This is a genomic window from Promicromonospora sp. NPDC023987 (assembly GCF_040639055.1).
GTDB lineage: Bacteria > Actinomycetota > Actinomycetes > Actinomycetales > Cellulomonadaceae > Promicromonospora.
Genome location: NZ_JBEZZF010000035.1, coordinates 1 through 21,015 on the forward strand (window position 1 = coordinate 1; position 21,015 = coordinate 21,015).

At 70.5% G+C, this 21,015-nt stretch carries 19 protein-coding genes and 2 pseudogenes; 9 read left to right on the forward strand and 12 right to left on the reverse strand.

All coding sequences use genetic code 11. The annotated features are described in order from the left end of the window. Positions 1-407 (reverse strand): annotated as a pseudogene (locus AB0F40_RS16155) (hydrolase); the annotation flags it as partial. 243 nt (positions 408-650) lie between these two features. Here AB0F40_RS16155 and AB0F40_RS16160 point away from each other — a divergent pair. Further along, complete coding sequence (locus tag AB0F40_RS16160; protein WP_357469362.1) at positions 651-2,246, forward strand: NAD(P)/FAD-dependent oxidoreductase; 1,596 nt, start codon at positions 651-653, stop codon at positions 2,244-2,246. 32 nt (positions 2,247-2,278) lie between these two features. Here AB0F40_RS16160 and AB0F40_RS16165 read toward each other — a convergent pair whose 3' ends face one another. Then, positions 2,279-2,737: an SRPBCC family protein gene (locus AB0F40_RS16165; RefSeq protein ID WP_357469365.1), complete on the reverse strand. Its 459-nt coding sequence runs from the start codon at positions 2,735-2,737 to the stop codon at positions 2,279-2,281. Between the two features lie 201 nt (positions 2,738-2,938). Between AB0F40_RS16165 and AB0F40_RS16170 the strand changes: the two genes are divergently transcribed. Next, complete coding sequence (locus tag AB0F40_RS16170; RefSeq protein WP_357469367.1) at positions 2,939-3,805, forward strand: SDR family NAD(P)-dependent oxidoreductase; 867 nt, start codon at positions 2,939-2,941, stop codon at positions 3,803-3,805. On the opposite strand, the gene AB0F40_RS16175 is transcribed toward AB0F40_RS16170, so the two are convergent. Beyond that, positions 3,736-4,434 carry a PAS and ANTAR domain-containing protein gene (locus AB0F40_RS16175; RefSeq protein ID WP_357469370.1) on the reverse strand — a complete coding sequence of 233 codons (699 nt, stop codon included), beginning with the start codon at positions 4,432-4,434 and terminating at the stop codon, positions 3,736-3,738. The genes AB0F40_RS16170 and AB0F40_RS16175 overlap by 70 nt on opposite strands. A 101-nt stretch (positions 4,435-4,535) precedes the next feature. Here AB0F40_RS16175 and AB0F40_RS16180 point away from each other — a divergent pair, with 101 nt between their 5' ends. After that, on the forward strand, positions 4,536-4,814 hold the full coding sequence (locus AB0F40_RS16180; protein ID WP_357469373.1) for a hypothetical protein: 279 nt from the start codon (positions 4,536-4,538) through the stop codon (positions 4,812-4,814). 57 nt (positions 4,815-4,871) lie between these two features. Here AB0F40_RS16180 and AB0F40_RS16185 read toward each other — a convergent pair whose 3' ends face one another. Further along, complete coding sequence (locus tag AB0F40_RS16185; RefSeq protein ID WP_357469376.1) at positions 4,872-5,615, reverse strand: SDR family oxidoreductase; 744 nt, start codon at positions 5,613-5,615, stop codon at positions 4,872-4,874. Positions 5,616-5,641: 26 nt separating this feature from the next. Then, entirely contained in the window at positions 5,642-6,802 is a 1,161-nt protein-coding gene (locus AB0F40_RS16190; protein WP_357469379.1) for a PQQ-dependent sugar dehydrogenase, read from the reverse strand. A gap of 96 nt (positions 6,803-6,898) precedes the next feature. Here AB0F40_RS16190 and AB0F40_RS16195 point away from each other — a divergent pair, with 96 nt between their 5' ends. The 4 genes from AB0F40_RS16195 (at position 6,899) to AB0F40_RS16210 (ending at position 10,133) form a co-directional block, all read left to right on the forward strand. Further along, positions 6,899-7,600, forward strand: coding sequence for a TetR/AcrR family transcriptional regulator (locus AB0F40_RS16195; RefSeq protein ID WP_357469382.1), 702 nt, complete (start codon positions 6,899-6,901; stop codon positions 7,598-7,600). 191 nt (positions 7,601-7,791) lie between these two features. Beyond that, positions 7,792-7,950: a hypothetical protein gene (locus AB0F40_RS16200; protein WP_357469385.1), complete on the forward strand. Its 159-nt coding sequence runs from the start codon at positions 7,792-7,794 to the stop codon at positions 7,948-7,950. Next, entirely contained in the window at positions 7,947-9,053 is a 1,107-nt protein-coding gene (locus AB0F40_RS16205) for an NAD(P)/FAD-dependent oxidoreductase (RefSeq protein ID WP_357469388.1), read from the forward strand. Before AB0F40_RS16200 ends, AB0F40_RS16205 begins: the two co-directional genes overlap by 4 nt. Positions 9,054-9,548: 495 nt before the next feature. Next, the gene (locus AB0F40_RS16210) at positions 9,549-10,133 is read left to right on the forward strand and encodes a DUF305 domain-containing protein (RefSeq protein WP_357469391.1); all 585 of its coding nucleotides are present in this window, start codon (positions 9,549-9,551) and stop codon (positions 10,131-10,133) included. Between the two features lie 47 nt (positions 10,134-10,180). Here the strand turns inward: AB0F40_RS16210 and AB0F40_RS16215 are convergent, their stop codons facing one another. From AB0F40_RS16215 to AB0F40_RS16230, 4 genes are all read right to left on the reverse strand, one after another. Next, positions 10,181-10,855: a haloacid dehalogenase type II gene (locus tag AB0F40_RS16215; RefSeq protein WP_357469394.1), complete on the reverse strand. Its 675-nt coding sequence runs from the start codon at positions 10,853-10,855 to the stop codon at positions 10,181-10,183. A gap of 559 nt (positions 10,856-11,414) precedes the next feature. Then, on the reverse strand, positions 11,415-12,302 hold the full coding sequence (locus AB0F40_RS16220; RefSeq protein ID WP_357469491.1) for an ABC transporter ATP-binding protein: 888 nt from the start codon (positions 12,300-12,302) through the stop codon (positions 11,415-11,417). A gap of 29 nt (positions 12,303-12,331) precedes the next feature. Then, the gene (locus AB0F40_RS16225; protein WP_357469397.1) at positions 12,332-13,363 is read right to left on the reverse strand and encodes an iron chelate uptake ABC transporter family permease subunit; all 1,032 of its coding nucleotides are present in this window, start codon (positions 13,361-13,363) and stop codon (positions 12,332-12,334) included. Next, positions 13,360-14,382: an iron chelate uptake ABC transporter family permease subunit gene (locus tag AB0F40_RS16230; RefSeq protein WP_357469400.1), complete on the reverse strand. Its 1,023-nt coding sequence runs from the start codon at positions 14,380-14,382 to the stop codon at positions 13,360-13,362. Before AB0F40_RS16230 ends, AB0F40_RS16225 begins: the two co-directional genes overlap by 4 nt. A 101-nt stretch (positions 14,383-14,483) precedes the next feature. Between AB0F40_RS16230 and AB0F40_RS16235 the strand changes: the two genes are divergently transcribed. Next, on the forward strand, positions 14,484-15,467 hold the full coding sequence (locus tag AB0F40_RS16235) for an iron-siderophore ABC transporter substrate-binding protein (protein ID WP_357469403.1): 984 nt from the start codon (positions 14,484-14,486) through the stop codon (positions 15,465-15,467). Between the two features lie 36 nt (positions 15,468-15,503). Here AB0F40_RS16235 and AB0F40_RS16240 read toward each other — a convergent pair whose 3' ends face one another. Continuing rightward, positions 15,504-16,052: an FMN-binding negative transcriptional regulator gene (locus AB0F40_RS16240; protein WP_357469494.1), complete on the reverse strand. Its 549-nt coding sequence runs from the start codon at positions 16,050-16,052 to the stop codon at positions 15,504-15,506. On the opposite strand from AB0F40_RS16240, the pseudogene AB0F40_RS16245 reads away from it, so the two are divergent. Further along, a pseudogene (locus AB0F40_RS16245) lies at positions 15,954-16,469 on the forward strand (leucyl aminopeptidase); the annotation flags it as partial. The gene AB0F40_RS16240 and the pseudogene AB0F40_RS16245 overlap by 99 nt on opposite strands. A 160-nt stretch (positions 16,470-16,629) precedes the next feature. On the opposite strand, the gene AB0F40_RS16250 reads toward AB0F40_RS16245, so the two are convergent. Together AB0F40_RS16250 and AB0F40_RS16255 are read right to left on the reverse strand one after the other, a co-directional pair. Next, entirely contained in the window at positions 16,630-18,744 is a 2,115-nt protein-coding gene (locus AB0F40_RS16250; protein ID WP_357469406.1) for a beta-galactosidase, read from the reverse strand. Between the two features lie 101 nt (positions 18,745-18,845). Next, entirely contained in the window at positions 18,846-20,942 is a 2,097-nt protein-coding gene (locus tag AB0F40_RS16255; protein ID WP_357469409.1) for a right-handed parallel beta-helix repeat-containing protein, read from the reverse strand. Positions 20,943-21,015 lie beyond the last annotated feature (73 nt).

Below are 21,015 nucleotides of genomic sequence, written 5' to 3' on the forward strand. Positions count from 1 at the left end.
TCGGGGCGGGCGAGCCAGTGCGCGTCGGGTGTGCTGATCAGGATGGGGACACCGCCGAGGCGGCGGCTCCACTCGACCTGGACGCCGTACATGTGCGGGTGGCTGGCCACGATGTACGCGAGGCCGCCCAGGCCCTGGACGGCGGCGATGCCGGCGTCGTCGACATAGCCAGGGACATCGAACATCAGGTTCCCCCGCGCGGTCCGGACGACCTTCGCGACAGGACCGATACCGACGTCGGGCACCGCCGCCAGGCCGAACAGGTCGGGCTCCAGCTCCCTGACGGCGATGCTCTGCCCCTGCGCAGCCAGTTCCTCCAGCGTCGTCCAGTGCTGTCCGTCGGCCGGAACCAGCTCCCGCTCGTCGGCACAGATGGCGCACACCGCTGGCCGGGACGCGTGCTCCACGCCGCATCTCCCGCAGATCCAGAACGTCATTCGGCCGCCTCTCTCCGTCGGGCTTCGCCACGACACCTCCGACCCCGTCAGGAGAAGTGTTCGGCAAGCAGCATCCTCTCGCACTGCGACGCACTGGCGACCGCGGTCGATCGTGGGCACGCTGGACCGGAGCCGACGGAGGAGGTCGATGGTGGGCAACGTCGTGGTCGTACAGCGCCCGAAGACCAGCAGCCCCGGGGTGGTGCCGGGCCCGTGGTGAGGGCCGTCGACGCCGTGGTCGTCGGCGCAGGACCCAACGGCCTGGTCGCGGCGAACGCGCTCGTCGACGCGGGCTGGGACGTCCTGGTGCTCGAGGCGCAGGACACCCTCGGTGGCGCGGTCCGCACCGCCGAGGTCGCCGCGCCCGGGTTCCGCACCGACCTGTTCAGCGCGTTCTACCCGCTCGCGGCCGGCTCGCCCGTGATCCAGGGCCTGCACCTCGAGGACCACGGGCTCGCGTGGTCACGCGCTCCGTCGACCCTCGCCCACGTGCTCGACGACGGCCGGGCCGCGGTGCTGCACGCCGAGCCGGCGGACACCGCCGCAGGTCTCGAGGAGTTCGGCCGGGGCGACGGCGACGCCTGGCTCCGGATGTTCGCCGGCTGGCAGCACGTGCGCGACCCGCTGCTCGACGCGCTCTTCAGCCCGCTCCCCGCCGCCGGTCCGGCGCTGCGGCTGCTCCGTCGGCTGGGCGTCGGCGGAGCGCTGGACCTCGGTCGCCTCGCCGTCCTGCCTGTGCGCCGCCTGGCGGACGAGACGTTCCGCGGCGAGGGCGGCGGGCTCCTGCTGACGGGCAACGCGATGCACTCCGACGTCCCGCCGGACGCCGCCGGCAGCGGCCTGTTCGGCTGGTTGCTGGCGATGCTCGGGCAGGACGTGGGCTTCCCCGTGCCGGTGGGCGGCGCCGGGTCGCTCGCCGACGCGCTCGCCGCCCGGGTGCGTGCGAGCGGCGGCGAGATCGTCACCGGAACGCGCGTCGAGCGGGTGCTGGTCGCGGGCAACCGGGCGGTCGGTGTCCGGACCGCGCAGGGCGAGCTGGTCCGTGCCCGGCGTGCGGTGCTCGCGGACGTGACCGCTCCCGCCCTGTACCGCGACCTCGTCGGCATCGAGCACCTGCCGCCACGCCTCGTGCGCGACCTCGACCGGTTCCAGTGGGACCACCCGACGTTCAAGGTGAACTGGGCGCTCGACCGCCCGCTGCCGTGGACCGCCGAGGGGGCGCGGGGCGCCGGGACGGTGCACCTCGGCGTGGACCGCCGCGGCTTCGTCGACGTCGCCGCCGCCCTGTCGAAGGGTGAGGTCCCCGAGCGGCCGTTCCTCGTCCTGGGGCAGATGACGACGTCGGACGCGACGCGCTCGCCGGACGGCACCGAGTCCGCGTGGGCCTATACGCACGTGCCCCACGGCGTCGACTGGACGGCGGACGCCGTCGCTGACGTGGCGCACCGCATGGAGGAGACCCTCGACCGCGTCGCACCCGGCTTCCGGAGCACGGTGGTGGGCCGGTCCGTCCAGAGCCCTGCCGATCTCGAGGCGGCGGACGCCAACCTGGTCGGCGGCGCGGTCAACGGCGGGACCTCGGCGGTCCACCAGGAGCTGATCTTCCGGCCGACACCGGGGCTCGGCCGGCCAGAGACACCGGTCGAGAGGCTTTACCTCGCGAGCGCGTCGGCCCACCCGGGCGGCGGCGTGCACGGTGCGTGCGGGTGGAACGCGGCGCGCGTGGCGCTGGCCGCGTCGAGCCGGTGGGGCACGCTCCCCCGGGCTCTCGTGCGCAGCGCGTGGGGGCGGCTGCTGCGCGACACGTGACGGAGCCGGGCCGCGCGTGCCGCGCCTCCCGGTCAGCGCGAGCGCTGCTCGGGTGCTCGCCGCTCGGCGAGGAAGATGAGGCGCCGCAGCGTCTCGACGTTCCGCGGGCCGATCATCGCGCTGCGCACCGGCCGGGGCAACGCCTTACCGGGGCCCTTGTCGGCGTCCTCGGTGACGCGGATCCTGCACCCGCTGCCTGCGCGGTCCGGCTTCACCTCGATCAGCACGCGTGCCTCGCCGGCGGGCCAGCCCCTCGCCTGCAGCTCGATCGACCGTTCCGGGTCCCAGCCGCGGACGACGGTCTCGTCGTCGATCAAGGCCGGCCACAGGCCGACGGAGTGGAGGATGCGTGCACCCGGCTCCGGCCACGCCGTGTCGACCGCCCGGATGCGGGCCGTGCCGACCACCCAGGTCGAGTACGTCCAGCCGTCAGCGAGCACGCCAAGGACCGCTCCAGGGGTGCATCGGGCGGCCCGCGTGACGCTCACCATCCCTTGACCGTAGCGAAGTCCCGGGCACTGGCAACCGGCCGGGGCACGCGCCCGCGTAGCCAGATGCGGGCAACCTGGAAGGTGCCTAATGTCGAAGTGGCGGCTTCGAGACGAGGAGCGAACCCGACCGAGGGAGCGCCCGATGACCGAGCACCTACTCCTCCGCGCCGACACGTGCGCGCTCCTGCGCAGCGGTCCGTCATGAGGCGTCGCTCCCGGCACGGGACGCGGCCCGGGGGTCCGACGGCGAGGCCGGACGTCGCCCTCGTCACCGGGGCGTCCAGCGGCATCGGGTTCGCGGTGGCGCGCGAGCTCGCACAGCGGGGCTACGGCGTGCTCGTCGTGGCCGAGCGGGGCGTGGACGAGGCAGTGCGCCAGTTGCGCGAGCACACGGCCGCCCAGGTCACGGGCCTCGAGGTCAACCTCGCCCTGCCCAGCGGCGTCGAAGCGGCCGTCGCTCGTGCCCGGGAGCTGGACGTGCGCACCTTCGTGTTCAACGCAGGCGTCGGCGTCCACGGGCCGTTCCTGCACACGCCGCTGCAGGACGAGCTAAGGCTCGTCGACCTCAACGTCCGCTCCGTGGTGCACCTCGCGCATCTCGTCGTCCCGGATCTGGTGGCAGCCGGCGGGGGGCGGCTCGTCGTCGTCTCGTCGATCGCCGCGACGATGCCCGCACCCCTCTTCGGCACGTACGCCGCGTCGAAGGCGTTCCTCCGCTCGTTCGCCTGGTCGCTGCGCGGCGAGCTCGCCGGCACGGGCGTCACCGTGACGACGGTCCTGCCCTCAGCGACCCGTACGCCGTTCTTCCGCGCGGCCAGGATGGAACGCACCCACATCGGGCGGGCCCCGAAGTCCAGTCCCGCGATGGTGGCTCGGCGGGCGGTCGAGGCGCTCCAGGACGGCCGGGCAGAGATCGCCACCGGCTTGCAGGCCAAGGCGATGGTCGCGATCGCCCGGGTCCTCCCCCAGCCCGCGCGCACGGCGTTCCACGGCTGGTTCTACGCGCCGGGTACCCCGCCGCCCTCGTCTCCCGCTGGTCCCGCTGCTCCCGCCACGTTCGCGGAGTGACGTGGCTCCAGGACGGCGATCACGTCCGCCGCCGAGCACTTCTGCGTTGAGGCCATCTCGACGATCCGCCGGGCGACGTCCCGCACAGCGACGTTCGTGACGTTCGAGGTGGTGCGCAGACGCTCGAAGGCGTCCTCGGTCTCGATGCCGAGGGAGAAGGCGATGATGCCCTTGGCCTGCTCGATCGGGGCACGTGTCGCGGCCGACGCGCGGATGGACGCCGACGCCGCCTCGCCCGCCCGGGCGCTCACGGCAGCCGTGACATCGACGAAGTAGCCCACCAGCTCGGAGACCTTCCGGGTGCGAGCGTCGCGTCGGCCCCGACCGATCACCGTCAACGTCCGCTCCCGCCCCCGCGCGTCCATGATGCGGTGCACGCTGCTGAACGGCTCGCCGCTCACCGCAGCACTCGCCAGCACCCGGGACACCCGGGCCCGATCCTCCGGATGCTTGTGCGCGAGGACGAGCGTCGTGGTCGGCACCACCTCGCCGGGCTCGAAGCCGTGGATCTGAAATGTCTCGTCCGACCACCACCACCCCTGTGTGGCGATGCTGTACCGATACCGTCCGACGACATGGTTCAGGCCGAGCGTAAGAGCACGCTCGATCTCCATCGGTTCTGCAGTCATGGGCGCAGGCCTCCCTCATCGCGTGATGCGCTGACGAGCCGCGGCCTGACTCTCGACGACCGTAGCGAGAAAGTCCGCTCACCGAAAGCCCAGGGTGAAAATTGGCTCTACACGAGTCCGCATTCGTCCGAGAACGGCCGGGTTCGCCGACGCCGTCGGGCCAGGGCCCTGAGCGCGAGGTAGCCACCACCATCGGCATGATCGGCGTCCTGTTCGACCAGCCGATCCTCATCGTCGGGGCCATGGTGACCGGTCCTGACTTCGGTCCGCTGGTCGCGATCTCGATTGCGCTGGTCGGGCGGCGCTGGCGCACTGCCCGGCGTGGTGGCGGTTCCAGCGGGGCGGCGGGCCGGTCCGGCCCGCCGCGGTTGTGCACATGATCTGTACTCCTTGTTGCGAGTCGTGGTGCACGGTGGTGCTGCGGGTGGGCCGGAGGCTCAGGCGAGCCCACCGTTGGCGAAGACCGTCTGCCCGTTGATCCACCGGCCCGGCCCGGCCAGCGTCGCGACGATCTCTGCGATGTCCTCCGGCGTGCCGAGCCGGCCCATCGGGCTGGCGCCGGCGATGCGGTCGACGACCTCCTGGGGCTTGCCCTCGAAGAACAGCTCGGTGGCAGTGGGGCCGGGAGCGACGGCGTTGACGGTGATGTCGCGGCCCGCCAGCTCCTTGGCCAGGATCGGGACCAGCACCTCGACCGCACCCTTGGTCGCCGCGTAGGCGCCGTAGGCCGGCAGGTGCGTGCGGGTCACCGTGGTCGAGAACGCGATGATCGCGCCGCCGTCGCGCACCTTCCGGGCGGCCTGCTGGGCGACGACGAACGCCCCGCGGACGTTGGTGCGCAGCAGTCGGTCCAGGACGTCGAGGTCGAGCCCGGCCACAGGGGCCAGCGGCATGATCCCGGCGGAGTTGACCACGACATCGACGCCACCGAGCCGTTCCTCCACCGCCTCGAAGACCCGCTCGACGGCGGGCGCGTCGGCGATGTCCGCCTGGTACGCCAGACCGGTACGGCCTGCGGCCTCGATCTCCTCGACCGCGGCAGCGGCCTCGGACTCGTTGGAGGTGTAGACGATGGCGACGTCGTACCCGTCGGCGGCGAGGCGGCGCGTGATGGCGCGGCCGATGCCACGCGACCCCCCGGTGACGACGGCGACGCGGGACGTGGTGCTGGCGATGCTCATGGTGCTCCTTGGTGTGGTGATGCCGGTCATTCGGTGGTGTCGAGCTCGAGCCGGAGGATCCGGTCGTCGCCCGGGCGGGCCTCGGTCCCGCCCCAGGTCGCGCCGTCGGTGTTGGACGTGACGAGCCAGAGCGCGCCGTCGGGCGCGACCTCGACGGTGCGGATGCGGCCGTACTCGCCGGTGTAGTGCTCGATCGGGTCCCCGGTCGCCTCGGGTCCGTCCACGGGCAGCTGCCACAGGCGCTGCCCGCCCAGGGCGCCCATCCAGAGAGACCCGTCGGCGTAGGCGATGCCGGACGGCGACGCGTCGTCAGGATGGATGGTGAACAGGGGCGGCTCACCGGTGTCCCCTGCGACGCCCTCCGTCTCCGGCCAGCCGTAGTCCGCGCCGGGACGCAGCACGTTGACCTCGTCCCAGGTGCGGTGCCCGAGCTCCGAGGCGTACGCCGTCCCGTCCGGACCGAAGGTGATGCCCTGGACGTTGCGGTGGCCCGAGGAGTAGACGGCGGTCCCGGACGGGTTGTCCTCCGGGATCGAGCCGTCGAGCGCGATCCGCAGGATCTTGCCGTTCAGCGACCCGTCGTCCGCGGCGTTCTCGGGCAGGAACGCGTCGCCGGTGCCGATCCAGAGGTGGCCGTCCGGGCCTATCCGCAGACGGCCGCCGTGGTGCCGGTCGGCGGTCTCGATGCCGTCGAGCAGCACCCGCGAGACGTCCAGCGAGTCGAAGTCAGGCCCGATCTCCAGGGCGACCACCCTGTTGGTCGACGAGCCGGAGGCGTAGGCGAACACCGTGCGGTCCGTCGCGAAGTCGGGCGATGCGACCAGGCCGAGCAGGCCACCCTCCGAGCTGGTCTCCACGTCGGGGACCACGCCGACCTCCCGCGGCTGTCCACCGTCGGCAGGCACCCGCAGCACCCTGGCCGTCAGCCGCTCGGTGAGCAGTGCCGACCCGTCTGGGAGGAAGGCCAGCCCCCATGGTGCCTCGAGCCCTGTCGTGAGCTCGGTCAGCTCGCCAGGCCCGGAGGCAGACGCCGCATCGCCCGCCGGGTCCGGCGTTCGCGCCTCGCCTGCCAGCCCGGCCTCGCCACCGGGGGCGGACGTCGGTCCACCGCACCCAGCGGTCACCAGAACTGCCAAGGACGCCGTGGCGGCCGCTGCCACCAGGGCAGTACGCCTTGCGTTGAGCACGGGCGTTCCTTCCGTCGAAGTGTTATCGCCGGTAACGCTACCTGCGTTATCGTGTGTACGCAACTGTCGATATCAGATCTGCGTTATCGTTGATACATGAGCGAGCCCACCAGCACCCGGCAACGGATCCTCGACGCGGCCGCAGGCCTGCTGGAGGAGCACGGGCGAGACGGCGTCACCACGCGCGCCGTGAGCGCCGCGGCCGGGGTCCAGGCGCCGACCATCTACCGACAGTTCACCGACATGAACGGCCTGCTGGAGGCCGTGGCGGCGCACGGCTTCGACACGTACCTCGCCCGGAAGCACGCCATCGACCTCACGGACGACCCGGTGCAGGACCTGCGCAACGGCTGGGACCTCCACGTCGAGTTCGGCCTCACCCACCCGGCCCATTACCTGCTCATGTACGGCAGGCGCACTCCGGGTGAGACGTCGGCAGCCGCCCAGCGCTCGGCCGACCGGCTGCACCTGCTCGTCGAGCGCGTCGCCGCGGCGGGCCGTCTGGCGGTCACCGTTCAGACCGCCGCCGCGATGATCCACTCCGCGGGCAGCGGTCTCACGTTCCACCTCATCGGGACGGCGCCCGGCGAACGCGACCCCGACCTGCCCCGCCGCCTGCGCGAGGCCGTCCTCGACGCGGTCACGGGTGACGCACCGCCCAGTGCCCCCGGGTACGCACAGCACGCGACGGCCCTCAAGGCCGGACTGAGCCAGACCGACGGACTCCTGAGCGCCGGGGAGCAGGCCCTGCTCGGCGAGCTCCTCGACCGGCTCGGCGACTCCCGGCCCGGGCGGTAGCACCGCGGTCACGTGCCCGTCAGAGGCGTCACGCGCGCCTCAGTGGTGAGCGACGCACAAGCGTTCTATCAGCCAGTAGCGAAGTACTTCTCTGTGTGACTTCTGAGGCGGTGGGCACCTGAGCAGGTCAGACGTATTCTTGCTGGCTAATCAACGGGCGATGCGCACCGTGTTCGCGAGAAGGAGTCTGAGTGGCGGCGCTGACCGAAAGCGGCGATCAGGTGCTCAGCTGCCTGCAGACCGAGCATGGAGGGCTGGCCGACCGGATCTTCGGCGAACTCGGCCCACAGCCACCAACTGCGTTCCACGAGATCCCCGGAAGCGTGATGGAACGGTCGTCGCCACCGTGACCGGCCCGGCCACCCGCGCGGTCGAGGTGCTGGTCATCGGCGGTGGCCAGGCAGGCCTGTCGATGGGCGAGCGCTTGCGGCACGCCGGTCGCGAGTTCACCATCCTGGAGGCGAGCGACCGCATCGGGCACAGCTGGCGGTCACGGTGGGACTCGCTGCAGCTGTTCACCCCTGCGCGGTACAGCCACCTGCCTGGTCTGCCGCTGCCGCTGCCGTCATGGTCCTACCCCGGCAAGGACCAGATCGCCGACTACCTCGAGGAGTACGCCGCCGAGCTGCGTCTCCCGGTGGAGGCCGGAACGCGGGTCACGGCATTGCGGCGAACGGGACCGGGGTTCAGCGTGGAGACGGCCGCAGGGCCATGGGAAGCCGCTCAGGTGGTGGTGGCCACCGGCCCGTTCCAGACCCCGTCCGTCCCGGCGGCCGCACGCGGCCTCTCGGGTCACGTTGCCCAGGTCCACAGCAGCGGATATCAGCGGCCGGCGCAGCTGCGCGGCGGGACGGTCCTGGTCGTCGGTGGCGGGAACTCGGGCTATCAGATCGCGTTGGAGCTTGCCCGCAGCGGCCGTGGCGTGCACCTGTCGAGGGGGCAGCACAACGTGAGCGTGCCGCAGCGGCTCCTGGGCCGCGACCTCTTCTGGTGGCAGGAGGTACTCGGCGTTCTCGACATCCCTGGCGAGAGCCGGGCCGGTCGCCGTATGCGCGCGAACGACAGCACCGTGATCGGCCTTCCGCTGCGCCGGCTCACCGCCGCCGGCGTCACGCTGCACGAGCGGGTCGTGCGCGCCGAAGGGAGCTCGGTCCAGCTCGCCGACGACACCACCCTGAAGGTCGACGCGGTCGTCTGGGCCACGGGGTTCCACACCGACTTCTCGTGGATCCAAATACCGGAGGCCCTGGACGAGTCAGGCAGCCCCGTCCATCACCGCGGCGTCAGCACCGTCCGTGGCCTCTACTTCCTGGGCCTCCCGTGGTTGCACACCACCGGCTCGGCGCTGCTCGGCTTCGTCTGGCGCGACGCCGCCCACCTGGCCGCCACGATCAAGGCCCGGTGTCCTCCCGCCGACGACGGCACGACCGGCACGTCCGGCCGGTTCGGCTGAGCCGGTCCGCCTGGGCGTGCAGGTACTCCTGTTCGGGACTGCTGGTCGTCAACCGCGCGGCCCGCACGTAAGCCTCCCGGGCCGCCGCGCGATTCCCCTCGGCCTTGAGCAGGTGTGCGCGCACGGCGTGCAACCTGTGGCGTAGTGGATGGTCAAGCTGGTCTCGGGCGCGCTCTTCCTCCGGGCGTGGTTGGTGTCCTCCACCTGCTGAACGGTTCCCTCGCCGGATCCAGGGGCAGCGTGCAGGCGACCGACCTGTCCCATCCGGCCTCGGCCATCCGCCGACCGCAATCCGGCAGCACTGTGCGACGGCGCCGTTCGGGACTCGGTCCCGGGAGGACGCGTCGCCGATTGGCCCGAGTGCGAGCGTCCGCGACGCTCCATAGCGTGGTTGGAGGCCGGATACCGCCCCTGCGCCGAACTGCGGAGCGCCATCTCCTGGCAAGGCCGCCCGAGGAAGTGAACCTTCCGTGAGCACGGTGAGGAGTCTGAACTGTGGCGACGAAGGAACCTGACAAGCACGCCGAGCGGCACCAGTCTCATGATTCGAGGATGTATCTGCGGTTCGCCGCGATGATCCTCACCGCGATGGTGGTCATGTACTGGACCATGTTCGTCGGGTCGTGGGAGTGGAGCCATGTCCGCTTCAGTCAGAGCCGCGTGTTCATGGCTCTCACCATGGGCGGCGCGATGGGTCTGGTGATGCTCGCGTGGATGCTGAACATGTACAAGAGCGCCAAGGCGAACGTCGTGGTGGTTGTGGTGAGCGCCCTGTTTCTAGCGGGCGGGGCATTCCTGGACCGTAGTCAGGTCACGGTGGATGACACTGCGTTCATGCGCGCGATGATCCCGCACCACTCGCTGGCCATCACGCGCTCCGAGCGCGCGCAGATCCAGGACGTACGGGTGTGTGAACTCGCAGTCGAGATCAGCGAGGCCCAGCGCCGCGAGATCCTTGAGATGGACTGGCTGATCGACGACATCAATCGCAACGGCGTAGCCGCGACACCCGAGGAGGCGCAGGCACGGGCGGTGCCAGACTTCTCGGAGCCTGCAGAGCGTGAGTGCCCCGCACGCTGAGCTGACGCCGACGCCGACGCCGGTGAGAATCAAGTTGTGCACTGGCGTCATGCGGCCAAAGCCAGCGCGAGAGCGGTGACAGAGTCCACGGTAACCTCCGGCGGGGTGAAGCTGGTCGGGTACGGTCGGCCGCTGCGATTGATCCACGCCGTGCGCAGGCCGCAGCGCCGCGCCCCGTCGATGTCCCAGGGATGGACCGCGGCGAGCATCGCCTCGCCAGCGTCGACGCCGCACGCGGCCAGCCCGTATGCGTAAGCCTCCGACGCGGGCTTCCACCGATCTGCGTCCTGGACGCTGAGCAGCTGCTCGAACAGATCGCGGACGCCGGCCCGGCTGAGCAGTCCGTCGGCCACGGCGGTCGCCCCGTTGCTCAGGGTGACCAGCCGCTTCCCTGCGCGGTGCAGGGCCCGTAACCCGTCCGGGACGTCGGGATGCACGTCCAGCCCGCCGAACCCCGACATGACCTCCGCGACGGCGTCGTCGATGCCCCGGTCGAGAAGCTCGCCCGCCAGGAGCTGCCGGAGGTTCTGCTCGGCGAGCGTGGCAAAGTCTTCGTTGGCGCCCGCCGCAGTGAGGGCGAACCCGTCGCGGAGTACGGTGGCGAACCAGAGCGTGGCGAGGTGCGACGGTGCGCCCACAGCGCCGAACCGCTGGGCCAGCGTGGACATGTCGCTGAGGGTCTCGTTGACGTCGAAGATGATCAGCGTGGGACTCGTCGGCATGGCGGATCGGGGCTGGTGGCGTGAGGCCGAGTCAGGCGTTGACGCTGTCAGTGGTCTGGACACCGGTTTCAGTTCTTGCGCAGTGGCTGCAACAAAACGTCTCGTCGTTCGCCTCGATGCCGTGCCCGAGAATGGTGCAACCGCAGTGCTTACACCGCGGAGCCATGTCCTGAGCCGCGCACTCGAACGAGTCGTAGACACCGCTCGCGCCATCGTCCTTCGTGATCGTAAACGTGTGGGCGTAGTCATTACCGCACCTGTCACAGGTCGCCATATCGTCCTCCGTCTCATCGTCCAGCTGGGGCCTAGTGCCCGAGGCCGGGCCTTGCTTCAGGCTCGCGACGGCTTCGTCCGCTCGCAACAGTTCGTGTACGCGTGCACGTGCTCGCGGACATCCCGAGTTCCGCGGGTGAGGAGCAGTGAGCGGACGTGGCCCTTCGGCGTGGCCGTCGCCGTCACCGTGGTCCTCGCCACGGGGTAGGCGTCGTCACGGCCGTGGCCCAGATCGCGCAGGTCGGATCAAGCGGGCGCTCGACCGGGCCGCATCTTCATCTGGAAGTCAGACCCGGCGGGGCGGACGCTGCAGCCGCGGACCCGGAGCCTTGGCTGACGGCGCACATCGCGTCGAAGCGCTGTGCGGCACCACGAGCGGCCGGCCGGTGAGTGGATCGTCGATCACCATGCTGGCCAGGCCGAACACCGCTTCGATGAGCTCTTCGGTGACGATCTCCTCGGGTGTGCCGGTGGCGACGATCGCGCCGTCCTTCATGACCACGAGGTGGGTCGCGTAACGGGCGGCGTGGTTCAGGTCGTGCAGCACCGCGACGAGCGTGGTGCCCTCGTCGTTCAGCCGGGCGAACAGGTCGAGCAGCTCGATCTGGTGGGCGATGTCGAGGTAAGTGGTCGGCTCGTCGAGCAGGAGCAGCGGCGTCTGCTGCGCGAGGGCCATGGCCACCCAGGCTCGCTGGCGCTGGCCACCGGAGAGCTCGTCGACGGGTCGTTGTGCGAGCGCCTCGGTGCCGGTGGCCGCCAACGCGGACTCCACCGCCGCCCGGTCCGCAGCGGTGTCCCGGCGAAACAGGTCCTGGTGCGGGTACCGCCCGCGCGAGACGAGGTCGGTCACGGTGATGCCGTCCGGCGCGACGGCGGTCTGCGGCAGCAGCCCGACCTGCCGTGCGACCTCCTTGGTACGCAGGTCAGCGACCGAGCGACCGTCGAGCACGACCATGCCCGCCGTCGGACGGAGCAGGCGTGCGAGCCCCCGCAGCAGCGTCGACTTGCCGCAGGCGTTCGGTCCGACGATCACCGTGAACGACCCGTCGGGCACGTCCAAGGTCAGCCCGTCGGAGACCACCCGCCCGTCGTAGGCGAGCGTGACATCGTCGGCGCGCAGGCGGGCTGTCGGTTCCACGGGTTCCTCCGGGCGGTTCGACGACGGGTCGAGCATGATGTTCGAGGTGAGATCGGGCGTGGGGCTCACAGGCGCCTGGCCTCCCGGACCAGCAGGCTGAGCAGGTAGACGCCGCCGAGGACGACGGTCACCACCCCGACCGGCACCGGGTTCGGCGGCACGTACTGCGCCACCAGGTCGGCACCGAGCAGCAGGAACGCGCCGGTGAGCGCTGCGTGCGGCAGCGGGATCCCCGGGCCGGCATCGAGCCGTCGGGCGATCTGCGGCGCGGCGAGCGCGACGAAGGCGATCGGCCCGGTCACGGCGGTCACAAGGGCGATGAGCAGGATGCCGAGCCCGATGATGGCGAGGCGCGCGGGCTCGACCCGCACGCCGTGCGCGGCCGCGGCGTCGTCGCCCAGCTCGAGCTGCCGCAGCGGGCGGTACGCTCGGACGATCAGCGGCACGGTGACGAGCAGCACGCCGGCGGCCGGGGCGACGTCGGCCCACGAGGTGAGGCTGAGCGAACCGGTCCCCCAGATCGCGGCGCCCATGGCCACCTCGTCCTGCGCGCGCAGGAGCAACCAGGTGTTGACGGCGTGCAGCGTTGCCGTCACCCCGATGCCGACCACGATGAGCCGGAAGCCCTGGATGCCGCGCCGGTAGGCCAGCAGGTAGACCAGGATCGCTGTCGCGAAGCCGCCCAGCAGCGCGCCCGCCGTCGTGGTGACGACGCTGGTGCCCAGGACCAGCGTGACGATGATGACGCCGGTGTACGAGCCGGTGGCGAAACCGATGAGGTCGGGCGAGCCGAGCGGGTTGCGGGTCAGCGTCTGGAAGAGCGCCCCCGAGAGGGCGAGCGCGGCCCCGAACAGCACTGCCGCGGTGACGCGCGGGAGGCGCCACTCCAGCACCACCGTGGTCTCGAAGCCGCCCGATCCGGTGAGGGCGCCGAGCACCTGGGGAACGGTCAGCGGGTAGTCGCCGAGCATGAGCGCCACGACCGCGAGCGCGCACGTCGCCGCGGCGAGCAGCAGGGCCACCGCTGTCGGGCGCGACAGGCCACGCCGGACGCCCGCCGGGCTCGCGCCGCCCCGACGGGCGCGGACGGCGGTCACAGCGCGAAGGCCTTGCGACGGCGGACCAGCGCAACCAGCACCGGCGCCCCGACGAACGCGGTGACGATGCCCACTGGCATCTCGCCCGGCCAGAGCACCACGCGGGCCAGCACGTCGGCGGTGAGCAGCAGGACCGGAGCGAGGAGCACGGTGAGCCCGATGATCCAGCGCTGGTCGGGTCCGCCGATCCACCGGGCGACGTGCGGGACCATGAGGCCGATGAACGAGACGGGCCCGACGATCGCCGTCGCGCCCCCGGCCAGCAGCGTCACGGCGAGCACGGCGGCGGCCCGCGTGGCCCAGACGGTCGAGCCGAGCGTGGTCGCCACGTCGTCACCGAGCGCCAGGGCGTTCAGCGATCCACCCAGCAGCAGCGCCGTCCCGAGGCCCACCGCCATGAAAGGCAGGACCGGGCCGGCCACCTGCCAGCCGCGGTCGACGAGCGAGCCCGTCTCCCAGGCCAGGAGCGCGTTGAACGTCCGCGGGTCCGCTATGCGCAGCCCTGAGACGATGCCGGCCAACACCGCGGTGAGCGCGACGCCGGCAAGGGTGAGCCGGACGGGGTCGACGCTCCCGCCACGCGATCCGCCGACGAGCGCAACGGCGACCGTCGCGACGAGGGCACCCGCCAGGGCGAACCACACGTACTGGTCGGGGCTGCTGAGCCCGAACCCGACCACCCCGATCGCGACGAAGAACGACGACCCCGCGGTGACGCCGAGGATCCCGGGGTCGGCGAGCGGGTTGCGGGTGACGGCCTGGATGAGGGCACCGGCGACGCCGAGGGCTATGCCGACGGCACAGCCGATGACCGTGCGGGGAACGCGGAGCTCGACGACCGCTCGCCGGTCCCCCGCGGAGACGTCGTGGCCGAGCAGTGCCTGGACGACGACCTCGGGCGGGACCGGCCTGCTCCCGATCGCGAGGCTGGCCAGCAGCACGGCGAGGAGCGCCACGAGGCCGGCGCCGAGAGCGAGGTAGCGGGTAGCGACGCGACGCTGGACGAGTGGCTTGGACATGTCGGAGGATAGGCTAACCTAATTCGAAAGCGCTCCGGCACGCCGCCCGTCGTTCGTCCGCGTTCCACAGCAGCCCATTCCACAGAAGAGAGCTCTGCCCGATGCGTTCCGCACGCCTGTCCGCTGCCCTCCTCGCTGTACCCCTCCTCGCGCTCGCCGCCTGTTCCACCGCGGCCGACGCGTCGTCGTCCGACGGCGCCGCGCCGGCCGACGGCGCCTACCCTGTCACCATCGACACGGCGTTCGACGAGGTGACGATCGAGGAGAAGCCGGAGCGCGTGGTGGCGCTCGGCTGGGGTGACGCGGAGATCGCGCTCGCGCTCGGAGCCCAGCCGGTGGGAGCCTCCGACTGGCTTGCCTTCGGCGGAGAGGGCGTGGGTCCGTGGTCCGAGGGACTGTACGACGAGGCACCGGAGATCCTCGGCACCCTTGAGCTGTCCTACGAGGCGGTGGCGGCACTGGAGCCCGACCTCATCCTCGACGTGCGCAGCTCGGGCGACGCCGAGCGCTACGAGCGGCTCTCGTCGATCGCACCGACGGTCGGCGTCTCCGAGGGCGGCGAGTCGTACCGCACGCCCCGTGATGAACAGGTGACCATGATCGCCGAGGCCTTGGGCGAGCCGGACGAGGGTGCCAAGATGCTGGCCGACCTGGAGGCCGCCTTCAAGAAGGTCAGCGCCGCGCACCCGGAGTGGAAGGGCCGGACCATCACCGCCGCCACCCGCTCCAGCGAGGGCTGGGGCGCCTACGTCAACGACGCGCGCACCGAGTTCATGGAGCGGCTCGGCTTCGTGTCCAGCCCCACCATCACCGAGCTCCCCGTCGAGGCCAACGGCTGGAGCGTCAGCATCTCCGAGGAGCAGCTCGACCTGCTCGACGCCGACCTCATCGTCGCGTTCCCCATCTGGATCGACGTGGAGCAGATCACCGAGGACGCCGGCTGGAAGCAGATCCCGGCCGTCGCCGACGGCCGCTCCATCGTCCTGACCGACGACCTCTCGGCCGCGTACTCGCTCGGCACCCCAGCGTCCTGGCAGTACGCCCTCGAGGAGCTCCCGCCCCGCATCGAGGACGTCCTGAGCTGATGACCGGCCAGGCCGCACCGGGCCGCGCCGCTCCCGTCAGTCACCGTGCGTGCGGCGCATCCAGTCGGCGAGTCGTGGGTTCTGGTAGGGGCCGGGCTGCTGCAGCTGGGCGATGACGCGGTCGACCACCTCGGCAGGCTTGTCCTGGCTCATCTTGTTCTTTGCGGCGCAGCGTTCGAGTCGCATCCGGAAGCCGGCCGTGCCGTGCACGATGCGCTCGGCATACGCCGCGTTCAGCTCGTCGCGACGCATGCGGAAGGGGTCGGGGAGCAGGCCCTCGAAATGGTCGACGAGCCGTTCGAGCACGGCGAGATTCTCGTCGTCGTCGAGCAGCACCGGGGTGCCGTAGCCGTGCACGACGGCGAAGTTCCACGTCGGGACGGCAGGTGACGTGCCGTACCAGCTCGGCGAGACGTAGCCGTACGGCCCCTCGAAGATGACGAGCAGCTCGCGCTCGCCGAGCCCGTGCAGGCGCTCGTCGGGGCGTCCGACGTGCTCCGGATCTACGGGGGAAAGACCGTCGAGGTGACGAACACCGACGCCGAAGGGCGCCTCGTGCTCGCGGACGCGCTCGTCGCCGCCCAGGAGGAGTCCCCGGACCTCGTCGTCGACATCGCCACGCTCACCGGCGCCCAGGTGACAGCGCTGGGTTACCGGACGACCGGAGTCATGGGAACGCCATCAGCCCGAGAGCAGGTGCTGCTCGCATCCGACACCGCTGGTGAACCGATGTGGACGATGCCGATCCCCGAAGAGATGATCCGATTCTTCGACTCCGACACCGCCGACCTCAAGAACGCGGGCGCCAGAGCAGGAGGGATGCTCGCGGCCGCCGCGTTCCTCCGCGAGTTCGTCGACGACGGCGTCGAGTGGGCCCACCTCGACATCGCCGGACCGGCGTACAACGCGGACACGCCACACGGGTTCACGATCCTGGGTGGTACAGGCGTGCCGGTGCGAACACTCGTGGAGCTGGCACGGGCGGCGAGCGAGGGTCTCTAGCTCGACCGTCGACGGGACACAGACGACAGCCCGTCGGCCTGCTCGAACAAGCAAAGATGATCACGCCGACCATCGGCACGACGTACGTCCACCAGGGCGCGTGAACCTACTTCGGGTCGCGAGACTCGTCCTAGAATGCCGGTGCTGCGCTCTCGCCCTCCTACTCCAGAAGGACTCGGACGTCCCACGGTCCCAGCCCGACCAGCGCGTCGGCCTCTAGTGGCTCGGCGGAGAGCAGATCCGTGACGTCGGCAGGCAACCGCACCGAGCAGGCCTCCCACGACCAGTTGTGCAGGACACGCAGCCGACGACCTGCAGCCGTCGTCGCTGAGGTCGCCGTGACCGAACCGGTCGTCAGAGAGCTCCAGGCGTCCCTGTCAGCTGGCACCGCCCAGGACACCAACGCAGCCGACAGTTCGGCGTTGGGAACGGTACCGACGACGGTGAGGCGCCCCAGCCCCGCCTCGGCTGTGGTGATCGCCGGGTACTGGCCGAACGCGGGGTGCTGATACTGGGCGAGGACCCGAACCGAGTCGTCCGAGACCTGCAAGTAGTCGAGCCATGCTGCGCCGGCGGCGGCGTCGGGCAGCTCCAGTGCGCCGTCGGAGCCCGTCACGCGCACCGGTGTCGCCAGGTTGCTGAACTCTTGGTAGCTGACGCCGGCGCTGGCGGCGAGCCGCGCCGGCTTGACCTCCGTGCGCGCTCGGGCCTCGGTGTCCGCATATCCAGTGCGCGGTCCGAGCACCAGGTGTCCGCCCGCCTCGGCGTAGTCGCGCAACCAGTCGAGCAGCGCGTCGCTGGCCACGTAGAGCGCCGGCACCAGCAGGACCGGCAGCTCGGCGGCGACCTCGGCCGGTTCGCGGAGCCGCGTGCCGTCGCCCTGTTCGACCAGCTGGACGTCGTGGACGATTCGCACCGGCGCACCGGCGTCGAACGCTCCCCGGTAGAAGGCGTGCACTATCCGCTGGTAGCTGCCGGGGTCCGCGGATCCGTCGTCGCGGGCGAGCGCCGGCTGACCTTCGAGGCCCCACATCGACTCGTTGGACCACAGCAGCCCCACGGTGGCGTCCGGGACGAGTCCGCTCAGGTGATCCTCAGCAGACTTGATCTCCGCACCCAGCGCGGCCAGCTGTTCGTAGACCCGCCCGGGCCGCTGGTCGTGCGGGAGAATTCCGATCCAGTACGTCTCGGTACCGAAGTGCAGTGTGTGCCAGTGCCAGTACTCGATCATCCGGGCGCCCCGGACGATCATCGCCCAGGCGGCCTGTCGCCACTGGCCGTCGAACGCGGGCGCGTTCATGGCCGGGCCGCCGATGGCCCCGGCATTCGTCTCGGTGACCAGGAACCGCGCCTGCTTCGAGGAGTACATCCGGTCTGCGCTGTGGAATATCGCCCAGGTCCCGCTCGTGGTCCAGCCCAGCGGGAGCTGTTCTGCGGCGGGGAGAGCGAGACCGTCCTGCATCGCGTAGTACGGATTGCCCGCGGTCACATCCAGCGCTGCCGTCAGCTCCGGGTCCTGCGCTCCTGGCCTGTCGTAGGCGATGCAGGTGGTCACGAACTTCTCGGCGCCTGCGATCTCCCGGACGATCCCGGCCTGCCAGCCGATGAACTCGGTGACCATCCGGGCCTGGAACTTCCGCCAGGCAAGGTCGTACTGCGGTTGGGCGTTGTTGTCCGGTCGCCAGAGATCCGCCCAGGTGGTGAGCCGATGCGACCAGTAGACGAGTCCCCACTCCCGGTTCAGGGTCTCGACGTCGCCGTAGGTGCGGCGCAGGTCGTCGACGAAGGCCTGGAACACACCCTCGTTGTGCAGCAGCTCGAGACCGGGTTCGTTGTCCACCTGGAACCCGACCACAGCGGGATGGTCGTGGTAGCGCCCGACGACTGCGCGGATCACGCGCTCGGCGTGGAAGCGGTAGGCGGCGTGCGTCAGGTCCATCTCTTGACGGGCTCCCCAACCGATGCGCTCTCCGGTGCGTCGTTCTCCGGCGATCTCGGGATACTTGCGCGTCAGCCACGGGGGTACGGCGTAGGTGGGCGTACCCAGCACGACGGCGATCCGTCGCGAGTGCGCCCCGTCCAGGACTGGCTGCAGCCAGTCAAGGTCGAACACTCCGTCCTCCGGCTCCCAGGTGGCCCACGTGGACTCGCCCACCCGGATCACGGTGAACCCAGCTTCCTGCATGAGGTCGAGGTCCTGGTCGAGCCGGGGGGAGGGTTGGTACTCGTGGTAGTACGCGGCGCCGAAGAGCACGCGGTCGTCAATGTCTGTCAAGGCAACGAGGTCCTAGTCTGGAGGGGTAGGTGAGACGGGCGACGGCGCCCTCGCGCCAGGAACGACGCGGGGGCGCCTCGCCGGCAGTGCCGGCAGCTGCGCTACGGGGTCTCGGTCGCGGCGACGGTCTGGCACCGCGGGTCGATACCGCCGAGGTTGGCGTTGAGTTCCGTGCGGTACTCGGGGGCGACGCCCGCCGCGCAGATGACCTCCCACGCAGCGCTGGGCCAGTCGTTCCCGCTGACCTGCACGTTGTCGATCAGCCGGTTGTTGCGCTCCTCGGCGTTCGGCATCTGGGCACCGCCGGAGTTGTACCAGTTCTCCTGCAGCGTGTTGTCGTTCGTGCCGTTGCCGGCGCTGTACGCGTTGGTGAACACCCATGGGTTCACGCCACTCAGGACATTGTTCCGGGCGAGGATGCCGCGGCTGCCTTCGTCCAAGTAAAGGCCGACACCGTGGACGTTATACAAGTAGTTGTTCTCGATTACCGTCCCCGGGCTTGCCGAGAGGTTGTAGATGTTTCCGGAATCAGCAAAGTCGCCTTGGATGTCGTGCACAAGGTTGCCCGCGATCAGGTTGTCCTTCAGCGTCGTCGGCGTCTCATAGAGCGGGTTGTACTGGTAGTACCCGCGGCGGAGGTACTCCTGAGAGCCGCCTGCGTCGTTGATTCCCCATCCGTAACCGGTATCGATCGCGTAGGCGAGGTCGCTGAGCTCGTTGTTCACGATCTGCGCCCTGGTCACGTAGGTGCTGAGAATGCCGGTGGTGTCCTGGTACTCCACGGCGATGTCGCTGATGGTGTTGTTCGCGATGCGGATATCGTGGTTCGTCATCCTGGGGTCGCTGGGGTGATGGGCGTCCGCCCGAATCCCGCCCACCATCAATGCGTGCGCACCGATCTCGGTGAACACGTTGCCGGTCACGTCGATGTTGCTCGCGCCAAGCCCGGTTCCGGTGAGCATCGCGTTGTCGTCATTGCCGATGCCCAGGGCCGCCGTTCCGAGGTTGCGGAAGGTGTTCTCGGCGAACGTGATGTTGTCGGCGGCGGACACCTGCACTCCGGAGGGGATCTGGTGCCAGCTGTCGCGCGTCCGCTCGTACGGGTCACAGCCACGGCTGCAGTTCTCAAACGCATCGGCGGGTCGATAGTCGTATTCGCCCTTGATGTAGCCACCAATCTGCTGACTGACGTACCCCTCGGCCGAAGAGGGGCCGAGCCAGGAAGTCCCGGTAAAGGTGAGACCGCTGAACTCCAGGTGGGAGACGGGGGCGTCGTAGGTGCCGCCGATGCTGACGAGGGTCTCCACCCGCGGGAGCTCGATGTCGAGGTCCTGTGGGTTCACGCCGTCCGCGGGCTTGTAGTAGAGCTTTCCTGCGTCGGGGTCGACGTACCACTCCTCCGCCTCATCCAGGAAGCTGAGTGAGTTCACCAGGAACCACGTCGAATCGGCGAGCAGCGAGTTCTGCACCGTGTCCCAGCCCCACGTGTTGTTGTCCCAGGCGGGCTGGGTCATCGTGATCGTATCGCCCTCGATGCTCTCCACCGGCGAGTAGCGATCCGTGAAATCTCCCAGCGACTCGAATTCGATCCGGTCCTGGTCCGGAAGGTCCGCCAAATAGGCGAGCGCAGGGTTGTTGATCGTCATCCCCGTGGGGGTGAGCGTCAGGTCGCTCAGCGCCAGGCTGGTCGCGGCCCGCGGCGCGGCGACGCCGTCGACGTAGAGCTGCCGGGTCTCGAAACCGGCCGGCGTGTCCGCGACGTAGATGTTCGCGGCCTCGTCGTACTGCTGCCAGCCCGTGAGCTGGGTCGAGCCCGTGATCTCGGGCTGCGCGCCCTCAGCAGCCGTCCAGCGCACGGTGTGCCCGTCCCGGCCACCGTCCGGCGCACGGAACTCGAGCGGGCGGTCGATGCGGTAGGTGCCGTCGGCGAGCACGACGGTGACATCGCCCTTCCCCTTGGCGGTCGTGTGTCGCACGACGCCCTGCACGTGCTCCAGCGAGCACGGGTGCTGCTCCTGGCACTGCCCGTGGTCGCGACCGTCGGGTGACGCGTAGTAGATCCTGTCCTTCTCCGGTGGTGCCGCCTGAGCGACCGATGTGCCCAGACCGCTCAGGAGCAGGGCTGCCGCGCTGGCAGATCCGGCAGCCGCTCGCCACCGGCCCTTCCTTCGAACAGAGACTTCGCGCGTGCGTGACATCAATGTCATGGCTGTTCGCTTCCGTGATGTTGAGCAGGGCTGCTTTGCCCCGGGGCCTTACGGAAGCATACGT